This is a genomic window from Sporosarcina sp. NCCP-2331 (assembly GCF_023707945.1).
Taxonomy (GTDB): domain Bacteria; phylum Bacillota; class Bacilli; order Bacillales_A; family Planococcaceae; genus Sporosarcina; species Sporosarcina cascadiensis.
The window spans coordinates 104,465-124,390 of the sequence record NZ_BRCD01000005.1 but is presented as its reverse complement, the minus strand read 5'-3'; the positions used below and the strand labels follow the sequence as shown (position 1 = coordinate 124,390).

The following is a 19,926-nucleotide window of genomic DNA, read 5'->3' as shown; positions in this document are numbered from 1 at the left end:
AAATCATGCAGGAGATGTAACTGGAAATATTTACTTTAGAGCAGATCATCGAATTCTTCTTCCGTCTGGTTGCTCGGAATGATGGTTACACGGCCGTTTACCGCATCTTCCATCATCTCATTGAAATCCTGAAAACTTTCATAATAACGGACTTTTTCTACTTGAGGCTTCGTTTTTGAGCTGGATGGCGTGAATACCGTACAGCAATCTTCATACGGACGGATTGAGATTGAATAGGTTCCGATCTTTTCTGCGACTTGAATGATCTCTAGTTTATCCATCGCGATCAATGGTCGCAGAATCGGTGTATTTGTCACTTCATTGATTGCAGTCAGACTGTCCAGCGTCTGACTTGCCACCTGACCAAGACTTTCTCCTGTAATCAAACCCAGCGAGTTGGTTTCTTCACGTACACGATCCGCAATCTGCATCATCATTCGTCTTGTTGTCGTCATTGACAAATTGCTGGGCACTTGTTTGACGATTGCTTGCTGCAATTCCGTAAACGGTATAATGTGCAGACGGATTGTCGCACCAAACTTGGATAGCTGTTTAATGATGTCTTCTACTTTTTGTTTTGCGAGCTCACTCGTAAACGGCGGACTGGCAAAATGAATCGCATCAAACGACACGCCTCTCTTCATCATTAAATAACCTGCTACGGGGCTGTCAATTCCTCCTGATAACAATAGAAGTGAATGACCGTTTGAACCAACCGGCATTCCCCCGGCACCTTTGTATATATGTGATGAAATATAGGCACCCTGTTTCTGAATTTCTATAAACAATAAAATTTCAGGCTTCTTCATTTGTACAATTAATTCGGGAAATGCACGGAGTACATGTCCGCCAAGCTCTTGCTGCAGTTCGCCTGTTACAAGCGGAAATCTTTTATCGGTCCGTTTCACTTCCACTTTAAATGTCTTCCCTGCTGTTTCAGTTTTACTCAATACATCTAGTGAAGTAGACTTTATCGCTTCAAGTGTGGGTTCGCAAATTGCAATCGGACTGAACGATTGAATACCAAATACGCTTGGCAATATTTCTATCGCTCTTTCCAATTCTTCGGGATGGTCCGAATATAAAAACATGCGGTCGCGTTCTGCTCGCATCGTAATACCCGAAAGCTCCTGCAGCGCCGCTTTAATATTATCTTTTAACTTACGCACAAATTTACTTTTATTTTTTCCTTTTAGAGACATTTCGCCATATCTGATTAAGATGGTATTCCAGTTCATTTTCCAGTTCCCCTTTTCAATAGCTGCATCAATTGATTTACTGCATCCTTCAGCTGCTGAATTTCTTGTATTGTCTGATCTTTCCCCAGGCTGATGCGGATTACACCTTTTTCAAAATCTTTCGGCAGGCCGATTGCTTCTATTACATGACTCATGCCCGCTGTTTTTGAAGAACAGGCACTTGAAGTCGAAACATAAATTCCTTTTTCCTGCAAAAAATTTACTGCTACTTCTCCTGTAATGTTTTTAAATGCCACGGCTAATATATAAGGCGCGCTCCCATTCGAAGCAAGTACCCTGCAATCTTCTATCTCAGAAAAAAACTGAACTAATTCATTTCGCCACTGGACAAATTGTTCAAGATTAGTTTCTTCCTTCATTAAACGTGCCGCCTTTGCCAAAGCGGCAGCGTGCGGCACAGAAACCGTACCATTTCGTAAACCGCTTTCCTGTCCGCCGCCAAAAGTAATAGGCTGGATCCGCAGATTTTTTCGATAAGCTAAAAATCCGCATCCTTTGATACCATAAATTTTATGCCCAGACAGCGATATCAGATCCGGGCTGTCCTGAAAATCTCCGGGTATTAATTTTCCAAAGCTCTGAACACAATCCGAATGAAAAACTGCACGCGATCCGCTGTGGATAACTCTTGCGCATTCAGCTATAGGCTGAACTGTTCCAATTTCATTATTCACGTGAATAATACTGACTAATAAGGTATCCTGCCGTAAGCAGCGCTTGAGCTCTTCGATAGAGATTCGTCCTTCGCTGTCTACAGCCAGATAGTCGACATCAAAACCTTGTGATTGTAAATATTGAAATGTATTTAGAACAGATGAATGTTCTATTTCCGTTGTGATGAGATGACGGCCCTTATGCTGATTAGCCAGTGCATATCCAATGATGGCGAGATTATTCGCTTCTGTGCCTCCAGAAGTAAATACTCCTTCCGTTAATCCCATTCCAATAATTTCGAGCAGCTGAAACCGCGCCCGTTCTAATAATTTTTCCGACTGTTTGCCTGCTGCATGCAAAGAAGCGGGATTTGCGTAGTATGCAGACGACACATCCATGAATGTCCGGAGTACTCTTTCATCCGCTTTAGTCGTTGCACTGTGGTCAAAGTACATATTTCCAACCTGCCTTTTTATTCAGAATGAGCGAAACAAAGCCACCGGTCAAACCGGTGGCTTTGTCGGAATATAGTTACACTTTATGATGAAGCATTTCTTGGATCTTTTTCATTGCACCCGGTTCAACATCTTCAACAGCTGTTGCAGCCTCTTCCAATGCCTTCATATAACGGAACTGCATAAAAGAATCCTCCGCCTGTAATAACTTCTGATGCACTTGCGGATGAGAAGCACGGTAACGATTGCCATATTGGATAATACGTTCCACCAGCATTGCATTCTCAATCATGTCTTCTGTCTTTTCACACACATCATCGACGACAGCTGTAGCCTTTTGAACATATGATTCCACTAATCCCATATTCAAAGGAACTTCTTCCAAGCTTTGTTTCACGAGGAAGATCTGTTCATCCGCTTCTTCCAGCTGAATCTCCATTTCATCAGGGATTCCAGGAATATTCGCGCGATGCAGATTTCTATCCGCTGTCTGAAGTTGCTGAGAAAGTCCAAGAAGACGTGAGCGGACCTGATTCTCATCAATCCGAAGATTTTTGATTCGGTTACTGAAGCTTTCCTGATCTTCCGCTAATGTATCCAATTCTTCCGCAATTTCCTGCAGTTCCGTCTGAAGCCCGGAATATGCAGACTCGTGTTTGTTTTGGCGCTCAATGAACAGCTCTATACGCTTCGCTATGGCATTCAGTTTCTTCATTGCATTTTGAGGAATTTGAGATTCTTTTTCATCCAGACGATAACTCTGCTGGACAAAATCCACTTCCCGTATCGTTTCTTTGATGATTTGCTGCATTTCTTCAAACAGATCGAGCACATTATCCCAGCGTTCTTCTACATAATGGCGCGAGCTTACTTCTTCCTCCAGAAGATCATAGAAAGATTCGATGCGATCATGCAGTCCCGCCACTTCCTGTCCTACTTCCGATACTTCAAGCAGTACAAGCCGCTGTTTCAGTTCCAGTAACTGCTCTTCCATCTCATCAAATTGGGCAGGGAGCCTAAGATGTCCTAAATAGTAAGACTGCTCTTCCATTTCTGCAATTCCATTTCGCAATTCACGTATAGAAGCGGGGATTTTCGATTGTATTTCCGTTAGCAAAGAAGGAATCTCATGAATGATATGTGAAAGCCTGTCTCCTTTTGATGCCAGTGAAATCACAATTTCACGCGCTTGAAGATAATTCCCGTTTTCAATCAGTGCATCATATTCTTCAAACCTCGGAGTGAATGATTCCCATTCCTCTTCCAAAGGATTCACGGCAGGTCCGAATGAATGCTGGTGTGCTAAGATTGCTTTGCGTGCGGCACGGTGCTGCTCTTTTATAGTTTCCATTTCAATACGATTTTTCTCTTCACTGCCGATTAATTCATTCAGTTCATCCAGAATAACGTGCATTTCTTTTTCACATTGGGATAGAATTTCTTGAATATGCTTTTCCGTTTCTGTCGCTTTTTTAAAATGGAAGCGGTCAACCTGATCTTCCACATCAAACAGCAGTGAATCAACTTTCGGAATACGGTCATCAATTACTTCCGTCCATGTGCTGCGCCAGCGCTCAAATTTTTCTTCCGTCTGGCCTGTCATATTCAATTGTTTAACTTTCGTCATTTCTTCAAATATCGGTTTATGTTGAATTTGCAATTTTTCTTGTTCCAGTTTCCCTATTTCTTGTATATGCTTTCGCCTAAACAGAAATGCGATTACTGTCAGTACGATGACAATAATTAATGGAATGATGAAATATTTCATCGTAATATGATCCCCCTATCCCACACTTCGCACATTAAGTCATTATATTAGATATTATAGTATATCGTAACACGTTTAAAGCATTTTCGTCTTGAATTCACATGTTTTTTGAGAAATAACAGATATTTTATCAATTAGGCGCATATTTTGAAGAAAAATAGATACTTTCCTCACTTCTATTACAGGGAAAAGAGTAATTAGGTGATAACTATTGTTCCTTCTGAACCTAGCTTTGCTGTCACATCTTTACGCAAGTTAAAAAATTCATGTTTTTGATTGCCGATTTGAAGGACCGTGCCGGGATGCGCTGTCCCAATCTTAACGACCCCTGCTGCAGCTGTCTGAATAGTTGTTTTGACGCCTGCAGAAGAACCTGTCTCATCAAGTGTAATATTACGGCCGCCGATTACTTCCCCTCCCCGGCAAACACCTTTAATGACAATATCATGCAGCGCAGTTATCGAACAATTATAAACACCTTTCGACAGGATATGAATGTTGCCGTTGCTGTACAGTATACTGTTCAGTGCAAATGAAGCCTGAAGCACTGATTCAGGACGTATTTCTTCACTGTATATTTGCAGAAGCACTTCAGCCTCTTCTATTAAATGACGCAGATAAGTGATAGTTGTTTGCTCTTCACGGAGCGGATCGACAAATAATAAATATAATCTTTCAGAAAGCGCCACCCACTCTTTATCCAATCTTTGCGAATGATTTTTTACAACTTGAATAAATTGCTTATTTACTTCTGTAAAATCACTATATTTCTGTTCCAGCAGCAGATGTATAGCTTGCTTTAGCGTAAATGGCGGGACTTCTTCAGGTAATTCTCCCCTCAAAGTGAAGATTTGTCTAAGCGCCGATTCAATATTCCGCAGATAATCGAGCACTTCCTGCAGATCCTTTACCAGCATCCCAATAATTTTTTCCTGTATGCCAACTGTTACAGTAGAAGAGAAAATACTTCCCTGGATGAAGACAGATTTAGTACCCCTTATAGAAGCTTTTGTGCTGTTTTTCATAATTTGAATTATACCTGATGCCGCGACAAACATGGAGGGATGAACGCTTCCGCCTATCCATACATCTCCATCGAAATATATATTACCGCTTTGCAGATTGACATCATCTGGATGACGGTATTCTCTGTTGACCTCTATTTTAACCAAATTCCCCCGCCACTCTATAACTGGTCTGCCATCAATTTTCGCATATATTTTGTTCTGAAAGTTTTCGACATGATGTCCCGCCCGCATAATAATTTCTTTCGGAGGACGCACATTCAGCACTTCTCCTAAAAGACTCTTTCCGTCGGTTCCTGGAACAGACGGAATATATGTCGCAATCAATTGGCCCTTCTGTACAGTAGGGATTGGATTATGCTCCCGATAATCTACGCGCTCATGACCTTCCGCTTCCTCTTTGTCAAAATTCAGATGTTCTTCCAATGAAGCATCTTTGCTGTGGACAGGGGGAATTCCTTTTGCAACCACAAACTCTTTTGCTTCTAATGTATCGGCCGCTTTTTCTATCGCGTCCATACATAAACCGTTCTCAATTCCCAGCGCTTTCAGTTTTTCCACAAAGTTTTCAGCTTGTAATTCATTGATGACTTGTGTTTTTTCCGTCGTTTGGATATTCAGAACTGTTTCCCACGATGAATCTGCTAATGTATGTGTCACTTTTTTCCCTGGTGTTACGCAGGCTTTGGCAATTACATCGTTTTCTTCCAACTTTATAACGAACTGTGCAGCCAAATGTTCCGTAACTGCCTGACATACAATTAAATCTGTGGGTAAAAGAATAGTGCGATGATCTGTTTTTACATCGTTAATTATTAAATTCACACCTGCAGAAGGAATGACGATCGGATTGCTCTGCTCGTTAAATTGAGTCTCCAGCTGTCCATTATAGATACGTAAGGTTGATGCTTCTCTAGCGATTTCCTCTTTTGGAATCTGTGTCACTTTGACTTCTGCCGGTACTTTTTTAAATCCAAACAAGGAGGTGCCGGCTGGCTGAGTGACTTCTATATGCACATCATCCAACGTCAGCTCTAGCATAGCCAATGCCTGTTCCACGGCTTTCTCTACTGTTTCAGCTTGCATTGTGATTAATCTCGTCATCATCTCACCTCCTAATGAAATAGATCTTTATCTTCATCTGAATTATATCATAAATCAGAACCTTTCATACTATATAAACTATGTTTTCTGTCTACTCATCTTCTATATATGATATCTTACTCAACCCTTTTATGATGTTTCTGGTAAACTGTTCAATAGAAAGAGGTGTGTTGAGTGGAAACAAAAGATCCTTTTCAAGAAGACCTCGATGATGAGGAACTGCAGGAGTTAGTATTAGAAGCTCAGCGCGAAGCCCTCGCCAAAGCCGCTTCTGAAAAAAATCAGCAGCGTACTTACCGACCTTTCCCCAAATGGACATTTTGGGTAATGGCCGTCACATTAGCTCTCAGTACATTCGCTATTATCTTTCAAATCTTTTCGATTCCTGCTATAGAGTTTTTAAAAACGTCTTCGGAATTGTCCAAAAACCCTCAAGTTGCTCTATATAAGGAAGCAGTAGTCGTTGTTTCGACAGGCGATAGTAAAGGAACCGGATTTTCAATCAGTGAAAACGGCACTATTCTGACCAATTATCATGTGATCGAAGGGAATGAAACAGTGATGATTTCATTTCCTGAAGGCGATATTTATACAGGAACTGTTACACGTACTTTTCCGGATATCGACTTAGCGGTTCTGGAAGTGAGAGATGAAAATCTTCCTCATTTGAAGCTTGCTGAGAGCACGAATTTCACTAAAAATGAACCCATTACGTTCATTGGCAATCCGCTTAGTTTTTCAGGTATTGCGAATAAAGGACATGTATTGGATTATATCCAGCTTCCTGACTGGGAACAGCCGGTTGTTATGATTAAAGCACCTGTCTACAGAGGGAACAGCGGGAGTCCGGTAATTAACACAAAAGGTGAAGTAATCGGCATAATTTTCGCAACCCTGGACGAAGAACAGCACGGCAAAGTAGGTTTATTTATTCCTGTAGATGCCTATTATAAAGCATTAGAAAATTTATAAACAACGTAAAAAAACCGGCTAAGGATTAAATCCCTTACCGGTTTTTCGCTATTTTATCGCTTTGCAACGAGTAATAGTTTACCTTTATCTAATTCGCTTTCGCCTTCTGATGCTTCTGCCTCTGTTAATCCAACAGACTGCATTTCACTGCGCAATGTATCTCCGCGTGAAGTGAACATATTCTTCATTTTATCGAGGAAGCCCATCTCGCTCATCCCGACTTGTTCTGAGTCAAGTGCATCCGCAATTTTATCTTCGCGATCCTGACTGTGTGCGAAAATATAAATTTGATCATGCGTATAGCCTTGCGCTACCAATTCTTCAATCTTCTTTTTAGCTTGCACTGCATTTTCTAAGAAAAACTTTTCCATTTGTAAATCCCTCCAAGTAGTTGTTTTCCGCTCTATTCAACTATACCTATCCGCAGCACATTTCAAACTTAAGCATAAAAATTAGCATCTTAAGGACTATTGTCTGTTTCTAAACTGGTGAAATAAATTCATTTTTAGCCGTATGAGTTTTATTTTCATTGTAGAGATCAATCTTTATTGTGATATGCTATTTTCAGAATATATTAAAATCGGAGGGGGTTTTCATGTCAGTGGAACGTTTAGAAGCCGGTTTGAATAAAATTAAAGAATACGTCAGCGAGGAAGAGGCTGAACGGATGATGACCGCAGACGCGTTAAAAGATCTGGCGCCGGACTTACGAAAGTATATTATCGAATTCGGTTATGGTGAGATTTATTCGAGACCGGGCCTTGACAGCAAGCAGCGGCAGCTAGTGACAATCTCCTCACTAGTTACCCAAGGGGCGATTCCGCAAATTAAGACGCATGTTCAAAGGGGCTTAACAGTTGGATTAACCAAGACAGAGATTATTGAATCAATCATGCAGTTAATTCCGTACATCGGTTTTCCGCACGTTCAAAATGCGCTGATGACTGTGAAAGAATTATTTGAAGATGACGTAAAAAGCCGTTCATAATGAACGGCTTTTCCTTTACCATCTATAGATTGCTGCGACCCCTGTATCAACCGGCATACGTTCCTCCGGGAGTACGACGACTTCTCCCCCGCTTTTAAAGACGAGTTCCGCCAGATCGTCCATTACGTCATCCACCGTTGTCTGCTGCAGATTTTCGGTCTCGATTTCTCCTGTATCCAAATCAATCTTACCGGGATACAGCCGGCCGTCTTCAAGCATCAGCCGGCTGATCCGGTCTTCACTCGCCGCCTGAACAACTTCCTCTATCTTTTGAGATCCCTGACCATTGGCTTTTGAGTTTTCAAAACTCTCTACAAGCTTTTGGGTCTTATCCAAATAATAAGGTTCGATGATCTGCCATGCCATTTCCCTCAATTGTTCGAGAGTAAGTGCCTCAAAATCAGATTTAATTCCTTGATCCTGCAGATGGGGGTTATGACTCAACTCTTTAAACAGCGTATGATATTCAGTGAGTGTGACTAAATACAACGGCAGTCCGCTTGGTTTTGAATAATGCTCGGAGACGGTACGGTCTACATATCGGAAATAGCGCTCGATATCTATATCGATTTCGTCTTTTTTTCCGCCGTGTCCGTGCATCATGGCTGTCCCTGCTGCTCCGCTCGAGTCTCCTGCTCCTAAATAAGCTTCAGTGACTTGATCACCAATCGCTTCCGCTTTTGTTTTTGCCAGCTCCCCGGGAATTTCTACTTCCTCAATTCCGTAACGGTTCCCTTCATACAGTTTGAACTCTTGCCGGTTAACGCCCAGCAGATGATAACGGTCAGCTGATTGAAATACTCGGATTAGCGGTTTAATATGGAAGCTGGTTGATACCACCGCCAATTCAGGAACCGGACGCTGCAGTCTGTATGCAATACAGCGGTCTTTGGTTGCGAACAAAGCGAGCCCATCCCCTGCATGTGCCCAAAACGGCCGCTCTCCCTGCAATTTTTCCAGCGGTGCCAGCAGGCTTTTTATTTCATTGGCTGGATATTCTTTGGTTAATTCCTGTTGCACTTTTTGCAGCAAATTTTTAAAACGTATCGGATCTTGCTGATTTTCAGGTCTGTAGCGGTGGGTCGGCTGATAAATAGAGATGCAGGGTTCTGCCTGCTCCATTAAAAATTCATGTGGAAATTCGTTCACAATTTCTACGTTCATCCTAATCCCTCCAGTATAAATTTCCTGCTATGTAAAATCGCAGGCTCTAGTGTACAGCTTCCCTTTCTAAACAGTTGTAAACTTTCATTAGAAAGATTTGAAAAACAAATTGTTGACAATGTATACTTACAACTGTATACTAAGGAATTGAGATTGATAACTTATCTGGACACAACACATGGCGTTCTGCAGATGTTTTTCGGAACACTTATTCATCACTGGCGCGACTATAGGGTCGCAAGGACGCAAAAGTAGGCAGGGTTTGCGTTGCTTAAGTAAAACAACCAGTAGAACAACAACCGCGGCAAATACGGTTCATTCAGATTCTACATGACATATACTAACCAATATACTATAGTAGTTATCAAAAGTAAGGCCTGCCCGCAACATAGGCAGCCCTTCCACAATTTCACAAAGATTTTACATTAAAACGGACTGCGAATCTAATCGCAGTCCGTTTTTTCAAATTGCTTTAAATGCCTGCTCAAGATCAGCAATGATATCATCCATATGCTCTAACCCGACGGACAGCCGCAGCAGCGAATCAGTTACGCCCATTTTTTCACGCTCTGCTTTAGGCACTCCTGAATGCGTCATTGTCGCCGGATGCTGCATCAGTGTTTCTGCATCCCCGAGACTCACAGCCAGCTTGACGAGAGAAAGGTTATTCAGGAGCGTTTGCGCTTGCTCTTTACCTCCTTTAATCGTAAAGGAGATCAAGCCGCCACCCGTTTTCATCTGCTTCTTCGCAATTTCATATTGTGGATGCTGTTCATCGAAAGGATAGAACACTTCGTCAACTTTCGAATGTTTTTTTAAATAATCAGAGAGAATTTCTGCGTTCGCTGAGTGTCTATCCATCCGCACAGGCAGCGTTTTAATCCCCCGCAGCAGCAGCCATGCATCAAACGGGGAAATGACTCCTCCAAAATCTTTTTGTACGGTGCCGCGGATCTTCTCCATCTCCTCTTTATCTTTTCCTGCCAATAAACCTGCGATGACATCTCCATGTCCATTTAAATACTTAGTTGCGCTGTGCAGAACGAAGTCTGCGCCGAATGATAAAGGGGTCTGATTATAAGGCGAACAAAATGTGTTATCCACGATGACACGCAGCCCATGCCTTTTCGCTACATTGGACACTGCCTGCAAATCGACCAGCTCCATCGTCGGATTGATTGGAGTTTCTACATATATACAAGTCGTTTTATCAGTTACCGCTTTTTCAATCTCTTCTTCCGTTCGCATGGATGTCAGCGTATGCGTAATATTATATTTTTCTTCCATGATTTTCAGCAAACCGAATGTACAGCCATAAATTCCGCGGGAACAAACTACATGATCATTTGCTTTCGTAACATGAACTAGCACTGCACTGACAGCAGCCATCCCAGAAGCAAATGCCAATCCGCCGGCTCCTTCTTCCATTTCGGCAATTCTCGCTTCTAATACATTGACTGTCGGATTACCCAATCTGGAATAAATATTGCCGGATTCTTCCCCCGCAAATCTGCGCTCACCCTGTTCAGCTGAATCAAATACATAAGTTGCAGTTTGATATAAAGGAACCGCAAGACTTCCCTGATGTTCTTTGCTGTCGTACCCTTCATGGATCATCGCCGTCTCTTTATGCCAATTATGTTTTTTCTGCATATCTCTTCCTCCTCTTAATATATTATTCCTCTATCCATGAAAACGCTTTAATATAGCCTATTTTCAGTCTACCTCGATTCTCAGGAAAACGAAAGAATTTTGAAGCTACGGTTTGTCCCGATGATTATGCTTGACCTGAAACCAATAAATTGGTATGCTATTCTTTGTGTAAAATAGTTGCAGCAGTTATGTGTTCTATTTTGTCCAGTCTATTCCTTTACGAAGGTGCATCGCGTAACCTCGGGGCTGCGGAGGCGAAGTTGCAAGATTATAGAATGGCAGATGGATTGAACATATCTGGTCTTATTTTACAACAAAATAAAACCAACAGAGGAGGAGTCTCTCATGGCTCGATATACAGGTCCATCATGGAAACTGTCACGTCGTCTTGGTATCTCACTAAACGGCACAGGTAAAGAAATTGAAAAGCGTCCATACGCTCCAGGCCAACACGGTCCTAACCAACGTAAAAAACTTTCCGAATACGGAATGCAGTTACAGGAAAAACAAAAACTACGTTTCATGTACGGAGTAAACGAACGTCAATTCCGCACGCTTTTCAACAAAGCTGGTAAAATGCAGGGAATTCACGGTGAAAACTTCATGATCCTTCTTGAAGCTCGTTTAGACAACGTTGTCTACCGTATGGGTCTTGCTCGCACTCGTCGTGCAGCTCGCCAATTGGTAAACCACGGTCACGTACTAGTAGACGGCAAGCGCGTAGACATCCCATCTTTCGCTGTTAAGCCAGGTTCTGAAATCTCTCTTCGTGAGAAATCTCAAAACTTAACTGCTGTTGAAGAAGCGCTAGAAGTGAACAGCTTTGTTCCTGACTACGTTACTTTCGACAAAGACTCTAAAAAAGGTACATTCGTACGCCTTCCAGAGCGCGGCGAATTGGCTGCTGAAATCAACGAAGCACTTATCGTTGAATTCTACTCTCGTTAATAAGTACGTTGCATTTTTAAACCCCCGGAATTGCTTAATTGCAAATCCAGGGGTTTTTTATTCCTACAGTTTCTGAAATTAATCGAATGAATTTTATAAAATAATAACAATTACAACTTATACGAAAATACGTTCTATACAATGTTGTAGAAAGATGATATGATGTTGAAAATAGATAAATTATAAACCTGCGTAATATCACCTATTGTAAGTCACCCATAAAACTAAAATGTGTGAAAGGAGATAATTTATGACGGATCGTGAATTACTTCAATTTATTGCAGATAAATTAACAACAGTAGAGAAAGATGTTTCCTCTCTTAAAGATGATGTTTCCACTCTTAAAGATGATGTTTCCTCTCTAAAAGGCAACGTATCTTCACTTACAAAAAACATGACATCAGTCAAAAGTGACATATCCTCACTTAGAAACGAACAACTTTTCATAAAGCAAGCAATACTCGAAATTGATGCACGTACGATTTCCACTGATGAAAATGTTGCTGCATTAACTAAAAATGTCTCACTGAAAACTGAAAAGTTATCAAACATTGTTACAATGCAGCACTTAGTAAACGATCATGATACAGATATTCGCTTAGTCAAAAAAATGTTGATACAATAAACTCAAAAAGCCGTTGTCATTGATCAAACTCAATGACAGCGGCCTTTTTGTACTATGTTCCCTTTTTAAACAAACTTCACCATACTATACTTCTTCTTCCCGCGTCTCACAATCGTAAAGGCATCCTCTAACCGCTGCTCTGCCCCTACTGTGAAATCCGTCTCTGTAATGCGCTCTCCATTAAATGAAATCGCACCGTTTGTGACATCTTCCCGCGCCTGGCGTTTTGACGGTGACACACCCGCCTGTACGATGAAGTCGACGATATTCATGTCTTCTTTCGTCATCTCTACAGTCGGTACGTCTTTAAACGCATCCTTCATTTCAGAAGCTGTCAGTGCTTTCAAATCGCCGCTGAATAATGCAGCGGAGATACGGATCGCCTGTTCTAATGAAGCTTCTCCGTGAATCAGGCGTGTCATTTCTTCTGCCAGCGTTTTTTGTGCTTTGCGCAGATGCGGCTCTTCCTGAACGGAAGTTTCCAGTGCTTCAATTTCTTCACGGCTTAAGAATGTGAAGATCTTCAGGTATTTGACAACATCTGCATCGGCAGCGTTGATCCAGAATTGGTAGAACTCATACGGCGATGTTTTCTTTGCATCGAGCCATACCGCACCGCCTGCAGACTTACCGAATTTGGTGCCGTCTGCTTTTGTCACTAAAGGAATCGTGAAACCGTATGCTTTTACTTCTTCGTCATGCATCTTACGGATGACTTCCAGACCTGTTGTGATATTGCCCCACTGATCCGACCCGCCAATTTGCACACGGCAGTTATGGTGATCAAATAAATGATTGAAATCTGCACCCTGCATCAGCATGTAAGAGAATTCCGTGAAAGAAATCCCCTGATCCAAACGGGATGCGACATTATCTTTTGCCAGCATGTAATTGACGCTCAGCAATTTACCATAGTCACGTAAAAATTCGATCAATGACATGGAACCGATCCAGTCATTGTTGTTGACCAGCTTCGCTCCATTATCTGTTTCGAAATCAAAGATCATTTCCAGTTGTTTTTTGATGCCGCGCACATTATCTTCCACTTGTGCAGTTGTCTGCAGCTGTCGTTCTTCCGAGCGCCCTGAAGGATCCCCGATCATCCCTGTTGCACCGCCGATTAATAATATCGGCTTATGGCCGTGCAGCTGAAAACGGCGCAGTGTCAAGAGCGGCACGATATGTCCGATATGCATACTGTCCGCTGTCGGATCGACTCCGCAGTACAAAGAGATCTTTTCATCCGTCAGAAGTTTCTCCAGACCTTCTTCATTTGTCTGCTGGTACAGCAGGCCTCTCCATCTTAAATCATCCATTAATTCATTCGCCATTTTCCAATTCCTCCTAATTCAACACAAAAAGTCCCCACATAATCATAAAAAATGATCATGCAGGGACGCTAGTTGAATGTAATAAACATAACGCGGTACCACCCGGCTTGAGAGAAGCTAACTCTCCGGCTTTAAGGCACTGATATCGCTGTGCAGAGCGTACACTCCAAAACTGTAATTCATGCATAGCGCACCGAACAGCTTTCACCAACCGCTGTCTCTCTGGGACGGACATTCGCTACCATTACTTCGGTTTCTTCGACATGTAATTTAGTATGTCTTTCATTTTAACCAACTTCCAATGAAAGTCAACATTAAATGATTATTTACTCCGCAATCTATGATATAATGAGAAAGATTTTTAGGGGGAGAATGACTTGACTAAAGACAAAAACCAACGAATCCAGCAACTAGAAAATAAGTTTGAGCAGATGAAAAAAGAAACTTGGGCAAAGAAAGTTCGAATCGGTTCAGGAGTGATCTGGAATTTATTTATACTGCTTTTGATCTTCGGTGTGATCGGTGCCGTTTTTGCCACTTCTGTCGGAGCGGGATACTTTGCATCATTGGTTGCGAAAGAACCCCTTCGGACGAAAGAAGAACTGCGAAATGCGGTCTTTACATACGAAGAGACATCTGAAATGTTTTTTGCAAAAGACGTCTATCTGGGTAAGATCAACTCAGATATTGAACGCAGACAGATCACACTGGACAAAGTGTCACAATATGCACTGGATGCGGTGCTCGCAACAGAAGATGAATATTTCAACACACATACCGGCATCGTGCCAAAAGCAATTTTCCGCGGAGTTTTCCAGGACGTCACGAACTCTGACAGTCAGACAGGCGGTTCAACCCTGACACAGCAGCTCGTGAAAAACCAAATCTTGACGAATGAAGTTTCCTACGAACGAAAAGCGAAAGAAATACTGCTTGCTATGCGTTTGGAGCACTTCATGACAAAAGATGAAATTTTGGAAGCGTATCTGAATATCATTCCTTACGGCCGTGATGTTGTCGGCCAGAATATTGCAGGGATCGAGACTGCGGCAAGAGGCATTTTCGGTATTAAAGCGAGTGAACTGAACTTGGCACAGGCAGCGTATATTGCGGGAATTCCACAAGCTCCTTTCGCCTACACTCCTTTCTACAGTAAAAATCAGGGGTTAAAAGAACCGGAAAAACTTCAGCCGGGAATTAATAGGATGAAAACGGTATTATTTAGAATGCGAGATACCGGCTATATTACAGCTAAGGAATATCAAGAAGCGATTGCGTATGATATCACGAAAGATTTTAGACAGCCTACTCAACGGGCAACTGAACGCTATCCATATGTTACCCAGGAGATTCAAAACCGCACGATTAAAATCCTGGCAAAAGTACTGGCCGAAAAAGACGGTATTGATGCAGACCGTTTCGAAGAGGATTCGAACATGCAGGAAAAGTATACTATTATTGCTGACCGCTCCATGCGTACGGACGGTTACCGCATTTATTCTACAATTGATAAAGAACTTTATGACAAAATGAATGAAGTTGCAAAGAATTTTCAATACTACGGATTCACTTATACTTCTGAAACAACGGATAAAGAATCCGGCAAGAGTACAATTATCGAAAACCCCGTACAAGTCGGTGCAACGATGATTGAAAACCACAGCGGAAAGATTCTTTCATTCGTCGGCGGAAGAGATCATGAATTAGAAGCGACAAATCACTCGACACAGGCTTTCAGACAAAATGGTTCCTCAATGAAACCTCTGCTTGTCTACGCACCGGCAATTGAATATGGCGTTATTGGCGCCGGCAGTCCCGTTGTTGATGTGAAGTTCGTTTTACCTGGATGGAAACCTTCCAACTATTACGACAGAGAATTAGGAATTATTTCTGCACGTGAATCACTGGCTCGTTCTCAAAACTTATCGACAGCACGCCTGTATGATCAGATTATAGACAGACAGCCAATCAACTTCCTAAAAAAAATGAATTTCTCTAAACTAATTGAAGAGGACGGACATAATCGTTCTGCCTCACTTGGCGGATTAAAATATGGAGTTTCTGTTGAAGAGAATACTAATGCTTACGCGACATTTGCGAATGAAGGAAAATTTATTGAATCGTATATGATTGACCGTATTGAAGATATGAAAGGTAATATTGTTTATGAACATAAAGCAGAGCCAGTAGAAGTCTTCAGCCCGGAAACTGCGTACATCGTTACGGATATGATGCGTGATGTGCTGAAAACTGTAGGTACAGGTGCACGAGTGCCCGGATTCATGAACTTCCGTCCGGATCTGGCAGCCAAAACGGGTACATCCCAGCATTATGCAGATGCCTGGCTGATGGGATATACACCGAATGTTTCACTTGGTGTCTGGCTCGGTTATAAAGATCAGACGAAGACTTTGTATAACGGCAGCAGCAGTCAGATGCATCCTTCAGAGCGGACCGCGCGGTTATTCGGTCAGCTGATGAATACTGCAAACAGTATAATACCGGAAACAGTTAAAGCAGGAGATACATTCAAACGGCCGGCAGGTGTCGTGTATCGTTCGTTCTGTTCGATTTCAGGGCTGGCTCCCTCAGCCGCGTGTTCTGCTGCAGGACTGGTGAAATCGGATCTGTTTAATTCTAAAGTGATGGTACCTTCAAAGCCGGATGACAGCATCATTTCATCTGCAGGCGTACTGATCAACGGTAAAATGTATCAGGCACTGCCTTCTACACCGCGTGAATTTGTCACAGCAGGCGGCGTCGGTGTCAATTCAGAATTTATTAAGAGGATGCTTGGACGGCTTGGCGGAGACGGTTCGAAACTGTTTGCAGGAAAAGGCGGCTATTCCGCCAACGTGGTGTCCGGATCTGTATTCCCTGCGGATAACGTTCCTCCTGCTCCTGTGTCAGCGAGCCAGAACGGGTCTGTACTCACCTGGTCAGGATCTGCTTCCAATGACGTAGTTGGATATTATATATATCAAAACGGTGCACGTATTGGTGCTGTAGGATCTGGATCCCGTTCCTATTCAATTGGCGGCGGTTCTTACTATGTACGAGCCGTAGATATTACCGGCTTATTATCTGGTCCTTCTAATACAGTTACCACTGCAGCGGAGCCAGAACCTGAACCACAGCCGGAGCCAGATGCGCCTGCTCCAGAACCAGATACACCTGCTCCAGATGATAATAGCGGAGCAACTGAAGGCGGCACTAAACCAGACAAAGAAAACGGCGGCACAACTACTGATGAACAAAAAGATGAAGCGAAAAAACCGGACCCAGCAAAACCGGAGCCGCCTAAGAAAGATTAATTTTCTAAACCGAATTACAATCTTATGATTGTAGTTCGGTTTTTTGAAATATAATACCGACAATTTCATGATAAACTTGAAACAGCACACATTTTCATTGCAGAACTTGTATACTTAATAGAGAGAAGAACATTCAGAATAATCAACGATTACTCGCTGACAGACAGGGTAAATTAATTAGGAAGGAGTGAACTGTGTGGAACATCATAAAACCTATTTTTCAAAGGCATTTCTTCATGATGAAGGTGAATTAGTTATAGAAGGACCGGTTTCATCCGAGCAATTAGCTGCATTGAATTTCCATGATGGACTGAAAGCATTCCGTCCTCCTAAACAGCAGCAAGAGGCATTAGTGAAAATTTCCGCGTTTCCAGAAGGCAGAATTAATATTGCAAGAATCGGCACAACCATTGTGGGTTATGTAACGTTTCTTTATCCAGATCCTCTCGAGCGATGGTACGAGGCCAAGCTTCCCAATTTAATCGAACTCGGCGCAATTGAAGTAGCAAATGAATATAGAGGCGCGAGGATAGGTAAAAGATTATTAGAACTGTCGATGATTGATAATGCAATGGAAGATTATATCATTATTACTACTGAATATTACTGGCATTGGGATTTAAAGGGGACAGGTTTAACTGTGTGGGATTACCGGAAAGTCATGGAAAAAATGATGCGTGCAGGCGGCATGGAATTTTTCTCTACTGATGACCCCGAAGTTTGTTCTCATCCTGCAAACTGTCTAATGGCCAGAATCGGTAAACGTGTAGATCAAAGCTCCATCCAGCAATTTGACAGCGTACGTTTCAAAAATCGCGTAAACCACTGAAAGTGAGGAATGACGATGCTCGTACAAGATATTATGAAAACAGATGTTATTACATTGAACGCGGCACATACAATTGACAATGCCATTCAATTAATGCAAAAGAAAAAGATCAGACATATACCGATTATTGATAATGGACGCTTGATTGGTCTGGTGACGGACCGTGACGTCAAAGAAGCTTCTCCTTCGAGCATATCCGACCGGCTGGAGCTTTCACTTTATGAAACTCCTCTTTCTAAGATTATGAAAACTGATTTACTAATTGGGCATCCCAGAGATTTTGTAGAAGAGGCGGCCTTGCTCTTCTACGAGTATGAAATTGGTTGTCTGCCGATCGTTTCTAATTATGAACTGGTCGGTATTTTAACGAAAACGGATCTTCTCTATAATTATATTGAATTAACCGGGGCAAACCAGCCCAGTTCTCATATTCAAATTCGTGTTCCAAACAAGCCAGGCATACTTTACGAAGTATCTAAAGTCTTCCATGATCATAATACCAATGTACTCAGTGTCCTCGTACATCCCTATCAAGATGGGGAAGATTATAAAATTCTAGCTGTCCGAATTAAACGAATGAATCCCCTCTCGATTATTGAGGATTTAAAAGCGGAAGGGTTTCAGGTTCTTTGGCCAAGCGAACCGGAGATGGACTCATGAAAAAACAAGCAAGCTTTATATTTTCACCAGACCAATTAAACTATGAATTTTCGGATACGCATCCTTTTAATCAAAAGAGGATCATTTTAACGATAGATTTATTAAAAAATCTGCATGCGATTGACGATGATGATATCGTTACACCGCGTACAGCGACAGATGAAGAATTGCTTTTAGCGCATGATGCGAAGTATATCGAAATCGTGAAAAAGGCAAGCAAAGGCGAAGTAAGTGAAAATATAGGGAGTATTTATGGAATCGGGACGGAAGATACTCCTTTTTTTCCGGGTATGCATGATGCAAGCGCTTTATTAGTTGGAGGAACACTCACTGCAATCGAAGAAGTGATGGAAGGCCGTTCAAGATATGCATTGAATCTCGGCGGCGGTCTGCACCATGGGTTCCAAGGAAAAGCATCAGGCTTCTGTATTTATAATGACAGCTCTGTCGCGATAAAGTATTTACAGAAGAAATATGGGGCACGTGTATTGTATGTGGATACAGATGCCCATCATGGCGACGGAGTACAATGGACGTTTTATGATGATCCTGACGTCTGCACATTTTCCATCCATGAAACGGGGCGCTATTTATTTCCGGGGACAGGAAATGTAACAGAACGAGGCAACGGTAAAGGTTATGGAACATCTTTCAACTTCCCTATTGACGCGTTTACAGAAGATGAATCTTTCCTTCATATCTACCGGACAGCTTTGCGTGAAGTAGCAGAACACTTCAAACCTGATGTGATCTTAACGCAAAACGGTGCAGATGCACATTACTTTGATCCATTGACTCACCTTTACAGCACAATGAAAATTTATGAAGAAATACCGAAACTTGCGAAGGAAATTGCAGAAGATTATTGTGATGGACGATGGATTGCCATCGGCGGCGGCGGATATGATATATGGCGCGTCGTACCTCGCGCATGGTCACATTTATGGCTGACAATGAAATCAATTCCTATACCTGCCGGCCTTCTTCCTCAAGCCTGGCTGGAGAAATGGCAGCCGGAGTCACCGGTTACTCTCATAGATACATGGGAGGACCCTTCTGATTTGTACGAGCCTGTGCCGAGGAAAAATGATATTAATGAGAAGAATGAACAAATGCTGACGAGAGCCCTTCACATCATACGCAGAAATTGATGCGGAGTGCTATATACGAAAACAAG

General features: G+C 42.2%; 16 protein-coding genes. 8 read left to right on the top strand and 8 right to left on the bottom strand.

Annotation, left to right across the window (positions count from 1 at the left end; all coding sequences use genetic code 11):
• Positions 1 to 35 precede the first annotated feature (35 nt).
• From thiI to NCCP2331_RS04655, 4 genes are all read right to left on the bottom strand, one after another.
• Positions 36 to 1,238 carry a tRNA uracil 4-sulfurtransferase ThiI gene (thiI, locus tag NCCP2331_RS04670; protein ID WP_251668879.1) on the bottom strand — a complete coding sequence of 401 codons (1,203 nt, stop codon included), beginning with the start codon at positions 1,236 to 1,238 and terminating at the stop codon, positions 36 to 38.
• Complete coding sequence (locus NCCP2331_RS04665; protein WP_251668878.1) at positions 1,235 to 2,368, bottom strand: cysteine desulfurase family protein; 1,134 nt, start codon at positions 2,366 to 2,368, stop codon at positions 1,235 to 1,237. The genes thiI and NCCP2331_RS04665 overlap by 4 nt, the downstream gene beginning before the upstream one ends.
• A gap of 76 nt (positions 2,369 to 2,444) precedes the next feature.
• Entirely contained in the window at positions 2,445 to 4,136 is a 1,692-nt protein-coding gene (gene ezrA / locus NCCP2331_RS04660) for a septation ring formation regulator EzrA (protein ID WP_251668877.1), read from the bottom strand.
• Positions 4,137 to 4,333: 197 nt separating this feature from the next.
• Positions 4,334 to 6,265: a flagellar assembly protein A gene (locus NCCP2331_RS04655; RefSeq protein ID WP_251668876.1), complete on the bottom strand. Its 1,932-nt coding sequence runs from the start codon at positions 6,263 to 6,265 to the stop codon at positions 4,334 to 4,336.
• A gap of 174 nt (positions 6,266 to 6,439) precedes the next feature.
• Between NCCP2331_RS04655 and NCCP2331_RS04650 the strand changes: the two genes are divergently transcribed.
• On the top strand, positions 6,440 to 7,237 hold the full coding sequence (locus NCCP2331_RS04650) for a S1C family serine protease (protein ID WP_251668875.1): 798 nt from the start codon (positions 6,440 to 6,442) through the stop codon (positions 7,235 to 7,237).
• Positions 7,238 to 7,290: 53 nt separating this feature from the next.
• Here NCCP2331_RS04650 and NCCP2331_RS04645 read toward each other — a convergent pair whose 3' ends face one another.
• Positions 7,291 to 7,608 (bottom strand): YflT domain-containing protein, encoded by a 318-nt coding sequence (locus NCCP2331_RS04645; protein WP_153722928.1) that lies wholly within the window; start codon positions 7,606 to 7,608, stop codon positions 7,291 to 7,293.
• 224 nt (positions 7,609 to 7,832) lie between these two features.
• On the opposite strand from NCCP2331_RS04645, the gene NCCP2331_RS04640 reads away from it, so the two are divergent.
• Positions 7,833 to 8,225: a carboxymuconolactone decarboxylase family protein gene (locus tag NCCP2331_RS04640; RefSeq protein ID WP_251668874.1), complete on the top strand. Its 393-nt coding sequence runs from the start codon at positions 7,833 to 7,835 to the stop codon at positions 8,223 to 8,225.
• A gap of 15 nt (positions 8,226 to 8,240) precedes the next feature.
• On the opposite strand, the gene NCCP2331_RS04635 is transcribed toward NCCP2331_RS04640, so the two are convergent.
• Together NCCP2331_RS04635 and megL are read right to left on the bottom strand one after the other, a co-directional pair.
• Positions 8,241 to 9,389, bottom strand: a complete 1,149-nt coding sequence (locus NCCP2331_RS04635; RefSeq protein WP_251668873.1) for a baeRF3 domain-containing protein — start codon at positions 9,387 to 9,389, stop codon at positions 8,241 to 8,243.
• Positions 9,390 to 9,851: 462 nt separating this feature from the next.
• Entirely contained in the window at positions 9,852 to 11,042 is a 1,191-nt protein-coding gene (gene megL / locus NCCP2331_RS04630) for a methionine gamma-lyase (RefSeq protein WP_251668872.1), read from the bottom strand.
• 345 nt (positions 11,043 to 11,387) lie between these two features.
• On the opposite strand from megL, the gene rpsD reads away from it, so the two are divergent.
• Positions 11,388 to 11,990: a 30S ribosomal protein S4 gene (gene rpsD, locus NCCP2331_RS04625; RefSeq protein ID WP_153722932.1), complete on the top strand. Its 603-nt coding sequence runs from the start codon at positions 11,388 to 11,390 to the stop codon at positions 11,988 to 11,990.
• A gap of 250 nt (positions 11,991 to 12,240) precedes the next feature.
• Complete coding sequence (locus tag NCCP2331_RS04620) at positions 12,241 to 12,615, top strand: hypothetical protein (protein ID WP_251668871.1); 375 nt, start codon at positions 12,241 to 12,243, stop codon at positions 12,613 to 12,615.
• A 65-nt stretch (positions 12,616 to 12,680) separates the two neighbouring features.
• On the opposite strand, the gene tyrS is transcribed toward NCCP2331_RS04620, so the two are convergent.
• Complete coding sequence (gene tyrS, locus NCCP2331_RS04615) at positions 12,681 to 13,946, bottom strand: tyrosine--tRNA ligase (RefSeq protein ID WP_251668870.1); 1,266 nt, start codon at positions 13,944 to 13,946, stop codon at positions 12,681 to 12,683.
• A gap of 431 nt (positions 13,947 to 14,377) precedes the next feature.
• On the opposite strand from tyrS, the gene NCCP2331_RS04610 reads away from it, so the two are divergent.
• The 4 genes from NCCP2331_RS04610 (at position 14,378) to NCCP2331_RS04595 (ending at position 19,900) form a co-directional block, all read left to right on the top strand.
• Entirely contained in the window at positions 14,378 to 17,260 is a 2,883-nt protein-coding gene (locus NCCP2331_RS04610; protein ID WP_251668924.1) for a transglycosylase domain-containing protein, read from the top strand.
• A 196-nt stretch (positions 17,261 to 17,456) separates the two neighbouring features.
• Positions 17,457 to 18,089 (top strand): GNAT family N-acetyltransferase, encoded by a 633-nt coding sequence (locus tag NCCP2331_RS04605; protein ID WP_251668869.1) that lies wholly within the window; start codon positions 17,457 to 17,459, stop codon positions 18,087 to 18,089.
• Between the two features lie 15 nt (positions 18,090 to 18,104).
• On the top strand, positions 18,105 to 18,749 hold the full coding sequence (locus NCCP2331_RS04600; protein ID WP_251668868.1) for an acetoin utilization AcuB family protein: 645 nt from the start codon (positions 18,105 to 18,107) through the stop codon (positions 18,747 to 18,749).
• Positions 18,746 to 19,900 (top strand): acetoin utilization protein AcuC, encoded by a 1,155-nt coding sequence (locus tag NCCP2331_RS04595; protein ID WP_251668867.1) that lies wholly within the window; start codon positions 18,746 to 18,748, stop codon positions 19,898 to 19,900. Before NCCP2331_RS04600 ends, NCCP2331_RS04595 begins: the two co-directional genes overlap by 4 nt.
• Positions 19,901 to 19,926 lie beyond the last annotated feature (26 nt).

Coding starts and splice junctions, on each gene's coding strand:
- NCCP2331_RS04665 (WP_251668878.1), bottom strand. CDS start 2,368: ATGTACTTTGACCACAGTGCAACGACTAAAGCGGATGAAAGAGTACTC.
- thiI (WP_251668879.1), bottom strand. CDS start 1,238: ATGAACTGGAATACCATCTTAATCAGATATGGCGAAATGTCTCTAAAA.
- NCCP2331_RS04635 (WP_251668873.1), bottom strand. CDS start 9,389: ATGAACGTAGAAATTGTGAACGAATTTCCACATGAATTTTTAATGGAG.
- NCCP2331_RS04640 (WP_251668874.1), top strand. CDS start 7,833: ATGTCAGTGGAACGTTTAGAAGCCGGTTTGAATAAAATTAAAGAATAC.
- NCCP2331_RS04655 (WP_251668876.1), bottom strand. CDS start 6,265: ATGACGAGATTAATCACAATGCAAGCTGAAACAGTAGAGAAAGCCGTG.
- NCCP2331_RS04620 (WP_251668871.1), top strand. CDS start 12,241: ATGACGGATCGTGAATTACTTCAATTTATTGCAGATAAATTAACAACA.
- NCCP2331_RS04645 (WP_153722928.1), bottom strand. CDS start 7,608: ATGGAAAAGTTTTTCTTAGAAAATGCAGTGCAAGCTAAAAAGAAGATT.
- NCCP2331_RS04610 (WP_251668924.1), top strand. CDS start 14,378: ATGAAAAAAGAAACTTGGGCAAAGAAAGTTCGAATCGGTTCAGGAGTG.
- rpsD (WP_153722932.1), top strand. CDS start 11,388: ATGGCTCGATATACAGGTCCATCATGGAAACTGTCACGTCGTCTTGGT.
- tyrS (WP_251668870.1), bottom strand. CDS start 13,946: ATGGCGAATGAATTAATGGATGATTTAAGATGGAGAGGCCTGCTGTAC.
- megL (WP_251668872.1), bottom strand. CDS start 11,042: ATGCAGAAAAAACATAATTGGCATAAAGAGACGGCGATGATCCATGAA.
- NCCP2331_RS04600 (WP_251668868.1), top strand. CDS start 18,105: ATGCTCGTACAAGATATTATGAAAACAGATGTTATTACATTGAACGCG.
- NCCP2331_RS04595 (WP_251668867.1), top strand. CDS start 18,746: ATGAAAAAACAAGCAAGCTTTATATTTTCACCAGACCAATTAAACTAT.
- ezrA (WP_251668877.1), bottom strand. CDS start 4,136: ATGAAATATTTCATCATTCCATTAATTATTGTCATCGTACTGACAGTA.